General features: G+C 64.5%; 17 protein-coding genes and 2 tRNA genes. 7 read left to right on the forward strand and 12 right to left on the reverse strand.

Going from position 1 to position 16754, the window contains the following annotated elements:
- The first annotated feature begins 69 nt into the window (after nucleotides 1–69).
- A complete protein-coding gene (gene ppdK, locus DEM27_RS02585; RefSeq protein ID WP_109456608.1) occupies nucleotides 70–2748 on the forward strand; it encodes a pyruvate, phosphate dikinase in 2679 nt (892 codons plus the stop codon).
- A 71-nt stretch (nucleotides 2749–2819) separates the two neighbouring features.
- On the opposite strand, the gene DEM27_RS02590 is transcribed toward ppdK, so the two are convergent.
- On the reverse strand, nucleotides 2820–3095 hold the full coding sequence (locus DEM27_RS02590; protein ID WP_109456609.1) for a hypothetical protein: 276 nt from the start codon (nucleotides 3093–3095) through the stop codon (nucleotides 2820–2822).
- Between the two features lie 71 nt (nucleotides 3096–3166).
- Nucleotides 3167–3559 carry a hypothetical protein gene (locus DEM27_RS02595; protein ID WP_109456610.1) on the reverse strand — a complete coding sequence of 131 codons (393 nt, stop codon included), beginning with the start codon at nucleotides 3557–3559 and terminating at the stop codon, nucleotides 3167–3169.
- 323 nt (nucleotides 3560–3882) lie between these two features.
- On the opposite strand from DEM27_RS02595, the gene DEM27_RS02600 reads away from it, so the two are divergent.
- Entirely contained in the window at nucleotides 3883–4797 is a 915-nt protein-coding gene (locus DEM27_RS02600) for a DUF1499 domain-containing protein (protein ID WP_109456611.1), read from the forward strand.
- On the opposite strand, the gene DEM27_RS02605 is transcribed toward DEM27_RS02600, so the two are convergent.
- The 3 genes from DEM27_RS02605 to DEM27_RS34520 form a co-directional block, all read right to left on the reverse strand.
- A complete protein-coding gene (locus DEM27_RS02605; RefSeq protein ID WP_109456612.1) occupies nucleotides 4794–5687 on the reverse strand; it encodes a LysR substrate-binding domain-containing protein in 894 nt (297 codons plus the stop codon). The genes DEM27_RS02600 and DEM27_RS02605 overlap by 4 nt on opposite strands.
- Before the next feature lie 176 nt (nucleotides 5688–5863).
- A complete protein-coding gene (locus tag DEM27_RS02610) occupies nucleotides 5864–6754 on the reverse strand; it encodes an MBL fold metallo-hydrolase (protein WP_109456613.1) in 891 nt (296 codons plus the stop codon).
- Between the two features lie 26 nt (nucleotides 6755–6780).
- Nucleotides 6781–7077 carry a cupin domain-containing protein gene (locus DEM27_RS34520; protein WP_109456614.1) on the reverse strand — a complete coding sequence of 99 codons (297 nt, stop codon included), beginning with the start codon at nucleotides 7075–7077 and terminating at the stop codon, nucleotides 6781–6783.
- 191 nt (nucleotides 7078–7268) lie between these two features.
- On the opposite strand from DEM27_RS34520, the gene DEM27_RS02620 reads away from it, so the two are divergent.
- Nucleotides 7269–7343: transfer RNA gene (locus tag DEM27_RS02620), tRNA-Gln, on the forward strand.
- Between the two features lie 40 nt (nucleotides 7344–7383).
- Here the strand turns inward: DEM27_RS02620 and DEM27_RS02625 are convergent.
- Both DEM27_RS02625 and DEM27_RS02630 read right to left on the reverse strand, forming a co-directional pair.
- Nucleotides 7384–8385, reverse strand: coding sequence for a hypothetical protein (locus tag DEM27_RS02625; RefSeq protein ID WP_109456615.1), 1002 nt, complete (start codon nucleotides 8383–8385; stop codon nucleotides 7384–7386).
- Nucleotides 8386–8478: 93 nt separating this feature from the next.
- Nucleotides 8479–8883 (reverse strand): hypothetical protein, encoded by a 405-nt coding sequence (locus tag DEM27_RS02630; RefSeq protein ID WP_109456616.1) that lies wholly within the window; start codon nucleotides 8881–8883, stop codon nucleotides 8479–8481.
- A 302-nt stretch (nucleotides 8884–9185) separates the two neighbouring features.
- Here DEM27_RS02630 and DEM27_RS02635 point away from each other — a divergent pair.
- A tRNA-Pro gene (locus DEM27_RS02635) sits at nucleotides 9186–9262 on the forward strand.
- A 106-nt stretch (nucleotides 9263–9368) separates the two neighbouring features.
- On the opposite strand, the gene DEM27_RS02640 is transcribed toward DEM27_RS02635, so the two are convergent.
- Nucleotides 9369–9548 (reverse strand): hypothetical protein, encoded by a 180-nt coding sequence (locus tag DEM27_RS02640; RefSeq protein WP_128755422.1) that lies wholly within the window; start codon nucleotides 9546–9548, stop codon nucleotides 9369–9371.
- A 281-nt stretch (nucleotides 9549–9829) separates the two neighbouring features.
- On the opposite strand from DEM27_RS02640, the gene DEM27_RS02645 reads away from it, so the two are divergent.
- Complete coding sequence (locus DEM27_RS02645; protein WP_245445614.1) at nucleotides 9830–10870, forward strand: LacI family DNA-binding transcriptional regulator; 1041 nt, start codon at nucleotides 9830–9832, stop codon at nucleotides 10868–10870.
- A gap of 47 nt (nucleotides 10871–10917) precedes the next feature.
- Here DEM27_RS02645 and cysN read toward each other — a convergent pair whose 3' ends face one another.
- From cysN to betA, 4 genes are all read right to left on the reverse strand, one after another.
- Nucleotides 10918–12408 carry a sulfate adenylyltransferase subunit CysN gene (gene cysN, locus DEM27_RS02650; RefSeq protein WP_109456618.1) on the reverse strand — a complete coding sequence of 497 codons (1491 nt, stop codon included), beginning with the start codon at nucleotides 12406–12408 and terminating at the stop codon, nucleotides 10918–10920.
- Nucleotide 12409: 1 nt separating this feature from the next.
- The gene (cysD, locus tag DEM27_RS02655; RefSeq protein ID WP_109456619.1) at nucleotides 12410–13363 is read right to left on the reverse strand and encodes a sulfate adenylyltransferase subunit CysD; all 954 of its coding nucleotides are present in this window, start codon (nucleotides 13361–13363) and stop codon (nucleotides 12410–12412) included.
- Nucleotides 13364–13407: 44 nt separating this feature from the next.
- Nucleotides 13408–14163, reverse strand: a complete 756-nt coding sequence (locus tag DEM27_RS02660) for a phosphoadenylyl-sulfate reductase (protein ID WP_109456620.1) — start codon at nucleotides 14161–14163, stop codon at nucleotides 13408–13410.
- Nucleotides 14164–14398: 235 nt separating this feature from the next.
- On the reverse strand, nucleotides 14399–16048 hold the full coding sequence (betA, locus tag DEM27_RS02665; RefSeq protein ID WP_109456621.1) for a choline dehydrogenase: 1650 nt from the start codon (nucleotides 16046–16048) through the stop codon (nucleotides 14399–14401).
- A gap of 96 nt (nucleotides 16049–16144) precedes the next feature.
- Here betA and DEM27_RS02670 point away from each other — a divergent pair, with 96 nt between their 5' ends.
- Together DEM27_RS02670 and DEM27_RS02675 are read left to right on the forward strand one after the other, a co-directional pair.
- Nucleotides 16145–16390: a type II toxin-antitoxin system RelE family toxin gene (locus tag DEM27_RS02670; RefSeq protein WP_109456622.1), complete on the forward strand. Its 246-nt coding sequence runs from the start codon at nucleotides 16145–16147 to the stop codon at nucleotides 16388–16390.
- 6 nt (nucleotides 16391–16396) lie between these two features.
- A complete protein-coding gene (locus tag DEM27_RS02675) occupies nucleotides 16397–16750 on the forward strand; it encodes a helix-turn-helix domain-containing protein (RefSeq protein WP_109456623.1) in 354 nt (117 codons plus the stop codon).
- The last annotated feature ends 4 nt before the right edge of the window (nucleotides 16751–16754 follow it).

Genomic DNA, 16754 nt, shown 5'->3' on the forward strand with positions numbered 1-16754 from the left:
TTATCAATTTTCATCCTTGCTTAAGTGACATAAGCTTTGGCAAACAGGTGCCGGGGGCGGGGAGCAGGCATGACCAGGTGGGTTTACACGTTCGGCAACGGCGCGGCGGAAGGCCGCGCCAGCGATGTCGACATTCTCGGCGGCAAGGGAGCCAACCTCGCCGAGATGGCAAGCCTCGGCCTGCCGGTGCCGCCGGGCCTCACCATCGTCACCCAGGCCTGCACGTGGTTTTATGAAAACGGCCGCACCTTGCCCGCCGACCTCAAGCTGCAGGTGCAGCAGGGCCTGCGCGCCATGGAGGACATGACCGGCCGCCGCTTCGGCGACAAGCGCCAGCCGCTGCTCTTGTCGGTGCGTTCCGGTTCGCGCGCCTCGATGCCGGGCATGATGGACACCGTGCTCAACCTCGGCCTCAACGACGAGACGGTGCAGGCGCTTGGCCACGATGCCGGCGATGCGCGGTTTGCCTGGGACAGCTACCGTCGCTTCATCCAGATGTACGGCGCCGTCGTTCTCGGCCTTGATCACGAGGTGTTCGAGGAAATCCTCGAGGACGAGAAGGCGCGGTTCGGCCATGAATACGACACCGAACTCTCCGCCGTAGAATGGCAGCATGTCATCTCGCTCTATAAGGCGACGATAGAGGAGGAACTGGGCGAGCCTTTCCCGCAGGATCCGAACGTCCAGCTCTGGCGCGCCGTCGCGGCGGTCTTCGCCAGCTGGCAGAATGCCCGCGCGTCCATCTATCGCCGCCTGCACAACATTCCCGAAGCCTGGGGAACGGCGGTCAACATCCAGGCGATGGTGTTCGGCAATCTCGGCAACGGTTCGGCCACCGGCGTCGCCTTCACCCGCAATCCGTCCACCGGCGAAAGCGAACTCTACGGCGAGTTCCTCGTCAACGCCCAGGGCGAGGACGTGGTCGCCGGCATCCGCACGCCGCAAAGCATCACCGAGGCGGCCCGCATCGCCTCCGGCTCGGACAAGCCGTCGCTGGAAAAGCTGATGCCGGAGGCCTTCGCCGAGTTCCGGGCGATCTGCACCCGCCTCGAAACCCATTACCGCGATGTCCAGGACGTCGAGTTCACCATCGAGCGCGGCAAGCTGTGGATGCTGCAGACCCGTGCCGGCAAGCGCACCGCCAAGGCGGCCATGCGGATCGCCGTGGACATGGCGTTGGAGCGGCTGATTTCTGAAGACGAAGCGGTGGCGCGCATCGAGCCCGCTTCGCTCGACCAGTTGCTGCACCCGACCATCGATCCGCGGTTCGACCGCACCGTCATCGGTTCCGGCCTGCCGGCCTCGCCGGGGGCGGCGACCGGCGAGATCGTCTTCACCTCAGAACAGGCGGTCGAGGCGGAAAGCGAGGGCCGCAAGGTTATTCTCGTGCGCATCGAAACCAGCCCGGAAGACATCCACGGCATGCATGCTGCCGAAGGTATTTTGACGACGCGCGGCGGCATGACCAGCCATGCGGCGGTCGTCGCCCGCGGCATGGGCATTCCCTGCGTCACCGGCGCCGGCACCATGCGCGTCGATCTGCGCGGCGAGAAACTGATCGGGCTCGGCGGCCTGACGCTGGAAAAGGGCGACATCATCACCATCGACGGTTCCTCCGGCCAGGTGCTGAAGGGCGAGGTGCCGATGCTGCAGCCGGAGCTGTCGGGCGATTTCGGCCGCATCATGGAATGGGCCGACCGCGCCCGCCGCATGACGGTGCGCACCAATGCCGATACGCCGCAGGATGCCCGTGCCGCCCGTTCCTTCGGCGCGGAAGGCATCGGATTGTGCCGCACCGAGCATATGTTCTTCGAGGGCGACCGCATCCATGTGATGCGCGAGATGATCCTGGCCGAAGGCGAGGAGGGGCGCCGGGCCGCGCTTGCCAAGCTCCTGCCGATGCAGCGCTCGGATTTCGCCGCGCTGTTCACCATCATGCACGGGCTGCCGGTGACCATCCGCATGCTCGACCCGCCCCTGCACGAATTCCTGCCGAAGAGCGACGCCGAGATCGCCGAGGTGGCGCTTGCCATGGGCATGGAGCCATCGCTTTTACGCCAGCGCGTCGATGCGCTGCACGAATTCAACCCGATGCTCGGCCATCGCGGCTGTCGCCTGGCGATCTCCTATCCCGAGATCGCCGAGATGCAGGCCCGCGCCATCTTCGAGGCGGCCGTCGATGCGGCGCGGGAAACCGGCGCGCCCGTCGTTCCGGAAATCATGGTGCCGCTCGTCGGCCTGCGCTCGGAGCTCGATTACGTCAAGGGCTGCATAGACCGCGTCGCCAGCGACGTCATGGCCGAGGCCGGCATGCGGATCGACTATCTCGTCGGCACGATGATCGAGCTGCCGCGGGCGGCGCTGCGCGCCCACATCATCGCCGAGGCCGCCGAATTCTTCTCCTTCGGCACCAATGACCTGACGCAGACGACCTTCGGCATTTCCCGCGACGATGCATCCGCCTTCCTGACGACCTACCAGCGCAAGGGCATCATCGAGCACGACCCGTTCATCTCGCTCGATTTCGACGGGGTGGGCGAACTGATCCGCATCGCCGCCGAGCGTGGCCGCCGCACCCGCAACGACATGAAGCTCGGCATCTGCGGCGAGCACGGCGGCGATCCGGCCTCGATCCATTTCTGCGAAGAAATCGGCCTCGATTACGTCTCCTGCTCGCCGTTTCGCGTGCCGATCGCCAGGCTGGCGGCGGCGCAGGCGGCGATCAAGGGGCGGCTGGCGGCGGAATAGAGCAATTCCAGCAAAACTGCTTAGCGGTTTTGCGTCCGGAATTGCGCAGAAACAAAATGCTCCAGCGCGGCTCAGTCGCGAATGATGACGCGCCGCTCGATCACCAGCGGCGGTCCCCACGGATACCAGGGATCCATGGCCGCGCTGTCGCGGAAACTGCGCCGTTCGGCGCGCCGGTCGAGTTCCAGCTTCATCAGGCAGTTGGCAAAACTTTCGGTGCGGGCGCGAAAACCGTAGTCGCGGCACTTCGCTTCGTCGGCGGCACGGCGCTCCTCCGGCGTCATCGTCTGGCAGGCGGAGAGCAGAAGTCCGGTCAGCAGGATGGCAACAAGTCTGGTCGACAGCATGACAACTCCAAGCGCCGGCAAGCTGGCCGGCTATCGGCATCCAAGACCCGCCGGGCGGTCCCGTCAAGCCGTCATATGCGCTTCAGGACGTCCACGAAGGCTTCTGCAAGCCGCACGAGGCCGGCGGTGGCTTCCGTCGGCTCCTCCAGCCGGATCGTCCTGTCGGTATCGAGCACCGCGAGCACGATGCGTTTTCCCTGGTCCGCTTCCCGGGGGATGTGGAGAACGGCGATCTTGTGGCAATCGGGCAGCAGCCCCGAGGCCGGCAGTTCGAAGAGAAGTTCGCCGCCGGAGGCCTGCGCCGCGACGCGGACCGTGCGCCCGAAACTCTCCTCGTCGCCATCGAAGGCGGCAAGCGACAGTTCCAATTCCAGCAGGGTGACGGGAAGCGACAATTCGTTCTTGTCGACGACCGGCGGCGCGAATGCGGCCGGTGCGGCATGGGCTTCGACGGAGGCAGTCATTGCTCTTCTCCTTCACGGATCCGTATTTATTAAGAAATCGCGCGAAAGCATGGCGAATTTGCGACCTGGCCGTTCATGCGACGGCGCAGGTATCCTCGCGGGTGCGAACAAGCTGCCTGTCCCGCCACCGGCAGGGCTGTCATATTGAACGAGACGTCGCCTCCTACCCCTTCTCCCCGCGGGGGAGAAGGGGTAGGAGGCGACGTCATGCCTTATGCGATCGCCCGCTTCCGTCCGTCACCCCGCTTGTTTCGTATTGAACCAGCGGTTAGAAAATCGGTCATGCCGGCATTTACCGGTTCTGTTTTTCCGGGTGCCGCTTGATGACCATTCGCTACGACCGCCCAGTATCCCACGCGGCCTATCTTTCCTGCCGGCTCGGACAGTTTTCCTTCCTCCTGTTTGTCGTCGTCCTGGTGGCGCACCGGTTCGGCTTGATGATCACGCCCTATTTCGTGGCGTTGGTGCTGCTGTCGGTGGCCTTTGCAGCCCTGGCGATCCTGTTTGCCGCCGTCGGGCTGATGCGCCTCTGGCAGGTGGCGGCCAAGGGCGGCGGAGCGGCGGTCAAGGGCCTCGTCTATGCGTTGCCGCCGCTGCTGCTCTTCGGCCTCGCCAGCTATGATTACCTGCGCTACCCGCCGATCTACGATATCTCCACCGATGTCATCGATGCGCCGCCATGGCTGGAGCCTTCCACTGTCGATCAGCTGTGGCTGCGGCGGCCGGCCGAGGTGGGGCCGGAGGACCGCGAGGCGCAGATGCTCGCCTATCCGGCGCTGACCGGCCGGCGCTACGACGGCGCTCTCGACCGCGTCTACCAGGCGGTGAGCAAGGTGGCGCACCAGCAGCGCATCGTGATCGTCAAGACCGAGGGCGTCGAGAAGACCGAGGCCGATATCGGCGATCTTCCCGCCAAGCAGGAGGCCAAGGAGGGCGACGACGAAGCCGTCGCCGACACGCTGGACAATGTGCCGGTGCCGCTGCCGCGGCCCGAACAGGAGGAGGAGCCGCTTTTCGGCCGCGACAGCGACGTGCTTTTGCAAGGCGAAATCCGCACGCTGGTGCTGGGGCTGCGCTTCGATGCCGCCATCCGCCTGCGCGAGGAGGCGGAAACGACGCTGGTGGATATCCGCATCGCGTCGCGCTACGGCCCGCACGATCTCGGCATGGGCGCCGATCTCGCCGAAAGCTACCTGAAGGCGCTCGACGCCGAGCTGCTGGGGATCGCCGGGGATTAAGACGCCCCGCCGAATTCCTCGGTCAGCCAGTCCGCAAGGATGCGGGCCGCCGGCGGCAGGCGTCGAAAATCCCGTGCCACCAGAAAATAAGCGCCGTGCAGGAGCACCGTGTCGAACAGGCGGACGAGCCGTCCGGCCTCCAGCTCGCCGCGCGCCATGGCGAGGTCGACGATGGCGATGCCTTGGCCGCGGATCGCCGCCTGCAGCACCAGCGAGGCGTCGTCGAAGATCGGTCCGCGCTCGAAACCGCCGCCGTGAACGCCGGCGGCCGAAAACCATCGCGCCCAGAGATCGCGGTTCTCCTCGTGCACCAGCGGAAACCGCAGGAGATCGGCCGGCTTGTCCGGCATGGTGCCGGCGGCGATTAGCTCCGGCGCCGCAACGGCCGCCATCTCGCAATCGTAGAGATGCCGTGCCTCCACGCGCGGCCAGTTGCGCGCGCCGGCACTGTAACGCACCGCCAGCACCGGCCCCTTGCCGCGAAAGCCGATAAGGCGTGAATCCGATTCCATCTGCACGTCTATGTCGGGATTGTTTTCCGCAAAATCCGGCAGCGCCGCCAGGAGCCGGCCGGAGGCGAAGGAAGGCTCGACGCTGATATGCACCAGGTGCCGCACCTCGCCCGCCGCCGTGGCGCCCAGCGCATTCTCCATGCGGTCGAAACAGGCAGTCAGCACGTCGAGCAATGCTCGCCCCGCGGATGTCAGCACCACGCGCCGATGCTGGCGCTCGAACAGCGGCCGGCCCATCTCCTCCTCCAGGCCGCGGATCTGCCGGCTGATCGCCGCCTGCGACACGAACAGTTCTTCCGCGGCCAGCGTAAAACTTTCCAGCCGGCCGGCGGCCTCGAAACTGCGCAGCGCCGTCAGCGGCAGGCGTCCCCGTTTCATTCGCATAACCTCAAGTCATTCGAAGGCGACCATAAGCTCGTTTGCGCCCGCCCTGCAAGCGCGCAAGAAGATAAGGCCTGCCGAACAAAACAAAGGAGGGCAGGCCATGACCGAGATGATGCAGATTTTCCTGGAGGTGATCCGGCTTCTGACGTTGCAGCCGGACCCGCGTCCCGTCAGGCGGCGGGACGAAACACTGTCGCCAGAGACGGAGGTTCGTCAGCCGTCACCAGCCCCTTCTCGACCAGGTCCTCGATATGCGCCAGCACCGAAAGCGCCGCTGCGCCGTGCAGCCTGGGATCCGTGTCACGATAGATCGCCTTGACCATGTCGGCGATCAGCCGGTCGCCGGCTTTCATCCGCTCCAGCACCGCCCGCTCGCGCATGCGCCGGTGGGTGCGCAGGCCGCGGACGAAGGCCTGCGGCTCGTTCACCGGCCCGCCATGGCCGGGAAAATAGATCCGGTCGTCACGCGCGAGCAGCTTTTCCAGCGAGGCCATGTAGTCGCTCATCGCGCCGTCGGGCGGGGCGACCACCGAGGTCGCCCAGGCCATGACGTGATCGGCGGAAAACAGGATGCCGGTGTTTTCCAGCGCGAAGGCCGCATGGTTGGCGGCGTGTCCGGGCGTCAGCACCGCCCGCAGCGTCCAGCCGTCGCCCTCGACGAGGTCGCCATCCGCCAGCGCGATGTCGGGAACGAAATCGAGGTCGGAGCTTTCGCCGAACGGATTGACCTCGCCTTCGTGCAGCGGCCGGGCGGCGCGATGCGGCCCTTCCGCCACGAGGATCGCCCCGGTCGCCTGCTGCAGCCGGCGGGCGAGCGGCGAGTGGTCGCGGTGCGTATGGCTGACGGCGATATGCGTCACCTCGCGCCCCTTCAGCGCCGCCATCAGTGCCTCGAAATGCGCCTCGTTGTCCGGCCCGGGATCGATCACCGCCACCGACTGGCGGCCGACAATGTAGCTGTTGGTGCCGTGGAAGGTGAAGGCGCTGGGATTGTTGACGGTGAGGCGCTCGACGCCTTCGGCAACGGGCACGGCTTCGCCGTAATGCGGCTCGAAACTCATATCGAAGACGGGAGGCGCTGTTTCGTTCACTTGTACTCGATCTCGATGAAGGACATGAACTCGCTGCCGCCATTGACGACATTGTGGGCGATGCCGGCCTCGCGGCGATAGGGCGCGCCCTTGGCGACGTCGACCTGGCGGCTGCCGCTCTCGTCCTCGATCAGGAAATGGCAATCGGTCATCGGCACGACGACGTAACCCAGCCCATGCACATGATGGCCGGTATCGGCGCCCGGCTCGAAATCCCAGCGGATGATGCGCACCATTTCGTCGTCGAGCAGGGTGGTGGGGATAGCGGGCGGGCGGGCACGAAACTGGCTCATAAATCTCTCCGATGCTCATTCGAGGCACTGCTCCCCTGCAAGGGCAGGAAGATGCCGCGGTTTTTGACCTAGCACGGAAGGGCAGGCGGTGCACAGAAAACTTGGGGCCCCGCGAAGTTAGTGATTGTCGCATCCCCGAAGCTTTGATAAGCAGGCGGCGATTTCGCGAAGCAGTGATGCTCGCGTCACGGTGGGGCGTCGCCAAGCGGTAAGGCACCGGTTTTTGGTACCGGCATTCCCAGGTTCGAATCCTGGCGCCCCAGCCACGTTTTCCATGAATTTCGTCGCCAGATGCAATGCCGCCGGTCACATCGGCGCGCCGTGCTCCACGGGGAGAACCGACACGCCGACGATCGAGAGGCTGGAGCCGTCGGCGAATTGCAGATGATAGTCCTCGCTCTTCAGTCCTTCGGCATAAAGCGTGACATTGCCGCCGGTCATGCTGACGGCGGTTTCGTGATGGCTGACGATATAGGCCAGCATTTCCCGCGGATCGAGGGTGTTCAGGCCGGCCTCCTTCGGTTTCCACGCCGGCGCGCTGCCGAATTCAGGATCGTTCGGGAGCGTCGGCGCCGCAAAGGCGAATGCGAGTTCGCCGCTCGCCTGCGCCTCGTGGGCCTTGGCCACGGCCTGCAGTTCCAGCGCGGCGGCGGATTGCGGCATGTCCCCGGGCAGTTTGAATTCGGAGGCATGTGGATGAGGCCGGGTGTCCGGCGTCTCCACCGGCAGCGACGTGCCGGCGCTCTCCTGCAGCAGTTCCGCCACCTGGATCGTATCGTCGGGCGCGACGAAGGCGGTGTGGATCGCGTTTTCGACGGAGAGCGCCGCCCTGGCGATCATCTCCGCCGGCACGGCGGCGATGTGGTCGCCGAGGTCTGCAAATGTCTCGGGGGCAAGAGGCCGCCAGTCGGCACCGGCATCGGTGAGGTGCAGGGTGGCAAGCGCGACGATGCCGGCCAGCAGCACGAACTGGTCGGAGAGAAAATCGCCGCGATGGAAGCTGCCGGCACGCAGCCGGTTGACCAGCCGGGCGATCAGCTCGGAAACGTTGCGCATCCTGACCGGCCCGGCAAAGGCCGGGCTGTCCGCCACCACCTCGCCGCCGATCACGGCGACATGGGCGATCACCGCGCCGTTTTCCGGCCGGCAGAACACCACCCAGGGATCGCCCTCGTCCGTCGAGCCGTGGGTGATGTCGAGATGGAAACCCGCCTGGATCAGGGCGGCCTCGACACGGTAGAGCTGTGCGATCGGCTGCTCGCCCCGGCTTTGGGCATGCTTGAGAAACGACTTGATCTCGGCTGTCATGGCGATGCTTCAGGATGGAAGGGCAGGGCGGATCGAAAGCGGCGGCGGCGGCCTGCGCCGCCGATGCCATCATGGATAATGAAGGGTTAAGCCTTACTTATCGTCGCCGAGGAATTCGGCGCAATAGGACGGTCCCTTGACGCCGGGGCGGTCGGCGATCGTCTCGATATTGCGGATCACGTAGTCCGAGCCGACGGTGAGCTTGACTTCGCAACGCATGTAGACGGTCTTGGCCGCCGCGATGCGCTTGCCCTTCTTGCCGTTCTCGCCTTCGGCATATTGGGCCGGCACGCGCACCGTCTTGTAGCCGCCACGCCAGACATAGGTGGTGCTGGAGCCGCTTTCGACGTCGGAGATCGGCGGGCCGTAGGCGGCGAAGAAGGTGCCGGCCGGCTTGCCGTTCCAGCGGGCTTCGACAGGGTTGCTGGCAAGGCCGGTCGTCGTGCAGCCGGCGAGAGCGAGCGCCAGCCCGGCCGCGGTGATCATGCGGAAATTCATCGTGTTTGTCCCTTGAACGTCATCTCGGCGAATGCCGCGGGAGCCCAACAAAACCTAGGCGATCCGGCGGTTTGTCCGGCCGTCGCTCTAGCGCTAATCGTCGACAAAGAAAATCTGCTTTGCGGCTTTATCAGCAGAAATAGTTCGAGTGGGTCTTTGCTGCCATATCTCCGGCGGTTGCCGAAACATCCGCCAGGGCGCCCGGAAGAGACCCCCGTCATTTTTTCGTCAAACGTACGGACTTTTTTCCCGATGCCGCTTGTCTATCCAAAATAGCTGGTCTATAGAGGCGCCGCTGGTCACGGAGTGTAGCGCAGTCTGGTAGCGCACCACGTTCGGGACGTGGGGGTCGGAGGTTCGAATCCTCTCACTCCGACCAGCTTGAAACCCCGCTGCGGCGGGGTTTTTCATGTCTTCCGATATTTCTCAGAGATTTTTGTCGAAGATTGTCCGCCTTCGCGGCAGGCAACGCTGGCGCCACGACGTCAGCGGTAGATATAGATCATCAATGGCGTCATCAGGCTGATGAAGGTGATCGTCCCGAAAATCCACAACGCTGCTCCGTCGCCGACTCGCTTCGATTTCCGGATCGGGACGTCTTCGTCCGGAAGCGGTTCGTCATGTCCGGGAAGAAAAATCTCTATCTTGGGTTTTGCCTTGTCCATTGCATCCATGCACCGTGGTGACGGCAATATAAGGCTTCGATGAATGCGGTGCCATGCCCGGCCGGAAAATTCACAAGGCCGTGAGGAGCGCCCAACAGAACTTCCCCGTCATTTGTCGTATCGCCGTTCATATTCTTTATTAGGAATATTCTCATTAAATTCATCGCATTGATGATCCGACAGTGAGAGCCGCGCAAGCGGAGGTGACGCGGTATCATTGCCAAAGACACGGCAAGCGGCTGCCATCAGGGCGGCTGCCAGCATGCAGTTAGGGGTGCCGTGTGAATGTGAGACGGCGGCGTAGCCGCAGAGACAAGATAACGCTGATCGATGTCGCAAGGCTCGTCGGCGTCAGTTCGATTACCGTGTCGCGCGCCTTGCGCAATCCGGACAAGGTTTCCGCAAGCCTGCGGGAAAAAATCCTGAAAATGGTCGAGGAACTGGGATATGTGCCGGATTTTGCCGCCCGCACCCTGGCAAGCCGCGACAGCGACGTCATCGGCGTCGTGCTGCCGACGCTTTCCAATTTTGCGCTGATGTCGGTGATGCAGGGCATCGAGGAGCGCATCCACCAGACGCACTACCGGGTGCAATATGCCTATACCCGTTTCCTGGAGGCGGCTGCGGTCTCGCAGATCAGGCTGTTCCTGGCGCAAAATCCCGCCGGCCTGATCGTCACCGGCCTGTCGCCGAGCGAAGAGACCGGGGCCATCCTGCGCAGCGCCGATTGCCCGGTGCTGGAGGTGCTGGATATTTCGGAAGAGACCTACTCCGGCCTCAGGGTCGGCATCGACACGCGCGAGGCAGCGCGGGTCGCCACCCGCCACATGCTGGAGCGGGGTTACCGCCGTTTTGCCATGGTAGGCGGGCCTGATAGCCGCAGCCGGCTGCGGCATGCCGGCTACTGCGACGTGATGCAGGCGGCCGGGCTTTACGATCCGGTGCTCGATATCGTCGAGAACGAAGCCACCAGCGCCGATCTCGGATGCCGGCTGCTGCGGCGCCTCCTCGACCGTGTTCCCGATATCGACGGAGCCTTCTGCCACAATGACGACGTGGCGCTGGGCATGATGTTCGAATGCCGCCGCGTCGGCCTCGCCGTACCGCAGCAATTCGGCCTGTGCGGTTTCAACGATCTCGATTTCGCCGCCGTCAGCGCGCCGACGCTGACCTCGGTGCGGGTGCCGCGCTACGACCTCGGCGTGCGCGCTGCCGACATGATCATCCGCGCCATCGACAATCCGGGGCTCGAACCGCTGTCCGTCGATGTCGGTTTTACCCTCGTCGAGCGGGAATCGACGCTGGGCCGATCGGCGGGCTGACATCGGGACGGGGAAACGAAAAAGGGGCCGGTCGGCCCCTTTTTGCATCAGATGTCGCTGGCCGCGTTCGACCAGAGCTGGGCGGCCTCGGCGGCCGTCATGCGTTTCACCTCCGCCTCGTGGCGGCGGTTGGCGAAGAGTTCGCTGGCCATGATCTGGTCGGCGAGGTCGGCCGGCAGGGACAGGATCACCCGGTTGCCCTCGCGGTGGATGCCGCCGATGGAAGGCGCGCGCTTGCCGGTGACCATGCCGCCCGCGACCGTGTTGTTGGTGTCGGGATCGATCAGGATGAAGGCGCCGGTCGAGCGGTTCTGGTCGTAGGGATCGAAGATAGCCGCTTCGTCGAAGGCGAGATGCACCTTGCCGATGCCGTTCATCGCCAAGGAATCCGTCGGGTTCCAGGCGCCGGTCTCCAGGTCGATCTGGCTCACCGGCTCGATGCTGACGCGCTGGCGGCGGGCGCCGGACTTCAGCCAGTAGCGCTTGCCGGGCTGGATGCCTTCCGGCTGCAGCGCCACCAGGTTGGCGTCGAAGTTCAGGCCCACCTGCGGCTGGCCGTCGATGGAGGCGATGATGTCGCCGCGGGCGACGTCGACCTGGCGGTCGAGCACCAGCGTGATGGCGTCGCCGGCGACGGCGGCGTTGCGCACCAGGTCGAAGGTAACGATCTGCGTGACGTTGGCGACGATGCCGGAGGGCAGGATGGCGACGGAATCGCCCGGCTTCACCGAGCCGCCCGCCACGGTCCCCTGGTAGCCGCGAAAACTTTCGCCGGGGCGGGAGACGCGCTGCACCGGCAGGCGGAAGCCGACCGTCTGCGCCGAGCGCACGGTCGCCAGTTCCAGCGCCTCCACCAGCGTCGGGCCGTCATACCAGGGCATCGCGGCCTTGCCGTCGTAAACGACGTTCTCGCCCTTCAGCGCCGACATCGGGATGGCGGTGACCTGGCGGATGGACAGCGACAGGGCGATCTCGCGGAATTCGTGGGCAATGCGCTCGAAGCCGGCGCGGTCGTAGCCGGTCAGGTCGATCTTATTGACCGCCAGCACGAACTGCTTGATGCCCATCAGCGCCGCGATGGTCGCATGCCGGCGGGTCTGCTCCAGGATGCCGGAGCGCGCATCGACCAGCAGCACGGCGAGATCCGCCGTCGAGGCGCCGGTCGCCATGTTGCGGGTGTACTGCTCGTGACCGGGCGTATCGGCAACGATGAAGGAGCGCTTGTCGGTGGCGAAATAGCGGTAGGCGACATCGATGGTGATGCCCTGTTCGCGCTCGGCCTGCAGGCCGTCGAGCAGCAGGGCGAAATCCGGCAGGCCAAGGTCGTTCTGCTTGCCGGAATCGCGGTGCAGGGTCGCGGCCTGGTCTTCCTTGACGGCCTTGGTATCCCAGAGCAGCCGGCCGATCAGCGTCGACTTGCCGTCGTCGACGCTGCCGCAGGTGATGAGGCGCAACGGCCGCGTGTCGCGGACGGCCCTGGCCGGCTCGCTGGCCGGATGGGCCGAAACGGTGGCGGTGGCGGTGAGGGAGGCGCTCATCTCAAAAATATCCTTCGCGTTTTTTCTTTTCCATCGAGCCGGACTGGTCGCGGTCGATGGCGCGGCCCTGACGTTCGGAGACGGTGGCGATCTCGAGTTCGGCGATCACCTCGTCCAGCGTCGTCGCTTCGGAGCGGATGGCACCGGTCAGCGGGAAGCAGCCGAGCGTGCGGAAGCGGATCATGCCTTCCTGCTTCACTTCGCCGGGCAGCAGTTCCAGGCGCGGGTCCTCGGCGAGGATCATCATGCCGTCGCGTTCGACGAACTTGCGGTTCTCGGCGTAATAGAGCGGCACCAGCGGGATGTCTTCCGCCTGGATGTAGCGCCAGATGTCGACCTCGGTCCAGTTGGACAGCGGGAAGGCGCGCACGCTTTCGCCCTTGCGGATCATTCCGTTGTAGATGTTCCACAGTTCCGGGCGCTGGTTGCGCGGGTCCCAGCGGTGGTCGGGAGTGCGGAAGGAGTAGATGCGCTCCTTGGCGCGCGAGGCCTCCTCGTCGCGACGCGCACCGCCAAAGGCGGCATCGAACTGGCCGGCATCAAGCGCCTGGCGCAGCGCTTCGGTCTTCATGATGTCGGTATAGAGCGCCGAGCCGTGGGTAAACGGCGTGACGTTTTCGGCGGCACCGCGCGGATTGATGTGCTCGATCAGGTCGAGATCGTATTCCTTGACGATCGCATCGCGGAAGGCGATCATTTCCTTGAATTTCCAGCCGGTGTTGACGTGCAGCAGCGGGAAGGGCACGCGGCCGGGATAGAAGGCCTTGCGAGCGAGATGCAGCAGCACAGAAGAATCCTTGCCGATCGAATAGAGCATCACCGGACGCTCGAATTCGGCCGCGACTTCGCGGAAGATATGGATCGCCTCGTTTTCCAGCGCTTTCAGGTGCGGGTCGAGCGGGGCCTTGTTGCTTTTGGGATTTTTCAGGTCTTGTTCCGGTCGGGTATCGGACATCTCGTCAGGGGCTCCAGGAATTCGTGTTCGGCATGGCCGGCCGCTCAGCGGGCCAGCGTCGATGCCTGCGGCAGGGCGGAAGCGGCATCAGTGACATGAAGGCCGCATTCGCGCTTCTCGTCGTTTTCCCACCACCAGCGGCCGGCGCGTTCGGGTTCGCCCGGCTTGATGGCGCGGGTGCAGGGTTCGCAGCCGATCGACGGATAACCGCGGGCGTGCAGCGGGTTGATCGGCACCGCCTCGGTTGCGACATAGGCGTTGATCGCCTCGATGTCCCAATCCGCCAGCGGATTGACCTTGATCAGACAGCGCTCCGGATCGTATTCGGCGAAAGGCGTTTCGGCGCGGTTGCCGGACTGGCCGCGGCGCAGGCCGGTGATCCACACGGCGGCGCCTTCCAGCGCCCGGGCGAGCGGCTTCACCTTGCGCACGCCGCAACAGGCATGCCGGGCTTCGACGCTGTCGTAGAAGCCGTTCATGCCGTATCGGGCGGCATAGGCATCGATGTCGGCCTGCTCGGGATGGAAGCGGCGGATCTGGATGTCGAAGCGGCTTTCGGTCTCCCTGATCAGCGCAACGGTCTCGGGAAAGAGCCGCCCGGTTTCGAGCGTCACGACGTCCACCGGCAAGCGGTGCGAGCCGATGGCGGCGGTGATGACCTGGTCCTCGATGCCGAGCGAGGTGGTGAACACCACACGCCCGCCAAGGCCGGCGACCAGCGACAGGCGCGCCGCAAGATCGAGACCCGCCAGCGTCTCGTTGAGGGTCTGTGCGTCGGCGATGCTTTGAATGGCAGTCATCTGCAGGATATCCGGGTTCGATTGTGACCGGAGTATCGCAGGTTGCGCTGCAGCAAGACAGAAAAACGGATTTCGAAACAAAGGCCGCGGGAGCAAATATCTCTCCGAACGGCAAGCGCGGCAGAAAACCATGAGGCGTGCCGCCGACCCGATTATGTCTACTAGATTTATAGATTAATTGTCAACGAGCGCCGGATGAAAAATCCGGCACCGTTAATGTTCGGCAGTCCCGCCGCTACCGGTCGCTCACCTGCGCCCGCGGATTGGCCCAGGGCTCCTGGTTGGAGCGGGGCAGGGGCTGCCTGCCGAGTATATGGTCGGAGGCCTTTTCGCCGGTCATGATCGACGGGCCGTTGAGGTTGCCATAAGTCACATGCGGGAAGATCGACGAGTCGGCGACGCGCAAGCCCTCGACGCCGATGACGCGGCATTCCGGATCGACCACCGCCATTGGATCATCCTTCGCGCCCATGCGGCAGGTGCCGCAGGGATGATAGGCGCTTTCGAGATGGTCGCGCAGGAAGGCGTCGATCTGCTCGTCGGTCCGGACCGCTTCGCCCGGCTGGATCTCCGGCCCGCGGAACGTGTCGAACGCCTTCTGGCCGAAGATTTCCCGGGTCAGGCGCACGCAGTGGCGGAATTTTTCCCAGTCTTCCGGATGGCTCATATAGTTGAAGCGGATGACCGGATCGGCCTTCGGATCGGCCGAGCGCAGCATGACGTTGCCGCGCGATTTCGACAGGTTGTAGCCGACATGCACTTGGAAGCCGTGGCTCTTCGCCGCCGCCTTGCCGTCGTAGCTGATGGCCACCGGCAGGAAGTGGTACTGGATGTCGGGCTGTTTCAGGCCCGGCGCCGACCGAAGGAAGGCACAGGCCTCGAACTGGTTCGAGGCGCCCAGCCCGCCCTTGGACAGCAGCCACTGCGCGCCAGCAACCCCCTGCCAGAACCACGGCAGCCAGGAATAGAGCGATACCGGCTTGGTCGAAACCTGCTGGAAATAGAATTCCATATGGTCCTGGAGATTGGCGCCGACGCCCGGCCGGTCGGCCTTCACCTCCAGCCCCAGGTCGCGCAGGTGCTGCGCCGGGCCGATGCCCGAGAGCATCAGCAGTTTCGGCGAGTTGAAGGAGGAGGCCGAGACGATAACCTCGCGGTTCGCCCTGACCACCTCGACCTTGCCGCCCCGTTCGATCTCGACGCCGACGGCGCGGCCATTCTCGATGACGATTTTCCGGGCGAAGCAATGGATGAGCTGCACGTTCGGCCGCTTCATCGCCGGGCGGAGATAGGCATTGGCGGCCGACCAGCGGCGGCCGTTGTGGATCGTCTGCTCCATCAGCCCGAAACCTTCCTGCTTCGAGCCGTTGTAGTCCTCCGTCGTTTCGAAGCCGGCCTGCTTGCCGGCCTGGATGAAGGCGTGGAACAGCGGGTTGGTCACCGGCCCGCGCTGCACGTGCAGCGGCCCGTCCGTGCCGCGCCAGCCCTCCTCGCCGCCATGGCTGTGTTCCATGCGCTTGAAGTAGGGCAGCACGTCGGCATAGGCCCAGCCGTTGGCGCCGAGCTCTTCCCAGCGGTTGAAATCTTCCGCGTGGCCGCGGACATAGACCAGCCCGTTGATCGACGACGACCCGCCGATCACCTTTCCACGCGGCGCGGTGATGCGGCGGTTGTTGAGGTTGGGCTCCGGCTCGGAAAGATAACCCCAATTGTAGCGCTTCATGCTCATCGGCCAGGCCAGCGCCGCCGGCATCTGGATGAACGGCCCCAAATCCGAGCCGCCGAACTCCAGCACGATGACCGTATGCTTGCCGTCCTCCGACAGGCGGTAAGCCATGGCCGAACCGGCCGAACCCGAACCGATGATGACGAAATCTGCCTGCATGATGGATGTCCCCGCAGTTCCACGAAGTTAGTGACAAAAGTATCGCGAATTGCTATGCATAGCGCCGTATCCATAGCTTTGGGCAATTGCTGTTGTATGAAACAGATTGTTGTGACCCGGGAGGCGCAAAGAAGCTTGAGCCGGATGCAGCCCAAGCGTCGGGCAGCCATCTATGCCAAGCTCGATGCCTATGCGCGCGGAGAGCCTGTCGACATCAAGAGGATGCAAGGTAAAAGCTACTACCGCATTCGCGTCGGTCAGGATCGGGTGATCATCGACGATCAGGGAAGAGTCGTGATGGTTATCGATGCCGGGCCGCGCGGAGGCATTTACAAGGAGTAGGTCGGAATGGGCGACATCCAGAAACTGACGATCGACGGCAAGAACTATGTTCTGCTCAGCGAAGAGGATTACGAAGACCTGGTCGACGGTCTTCGCGCCGACGCGATCATGGCGCGTGTTGCGGCTGGTGAGGAAACATGGCCGTTGGAGTTCGTCAGGGAACTCACCGAAACCGACAGCCGCATCCGCACGTTTCGCAATTACCGCAGGATGACCGTGTCCGAGCTCGCCGAGGCCGCGGGTATTTCGCAGCCCTATCTCTCCGAGATCGAGACCGGCAAGAAGACCGGCTCCGTCGATGTGCTGAAGCGCATCGCCGCCGCTCTCAAGGTCGATCTCGACGATCTCGTGGTGGATTGACGCC

It is taken from the genome of Rhizobium album (assembly GCF_003122325.1).
Classification (GTDB): Bacteria; Pseudomonadota; Alphaproteobacteria; order Rhizobiales; family Rhizobiaceae; genus Metarhizobium; species Metarhizobium album.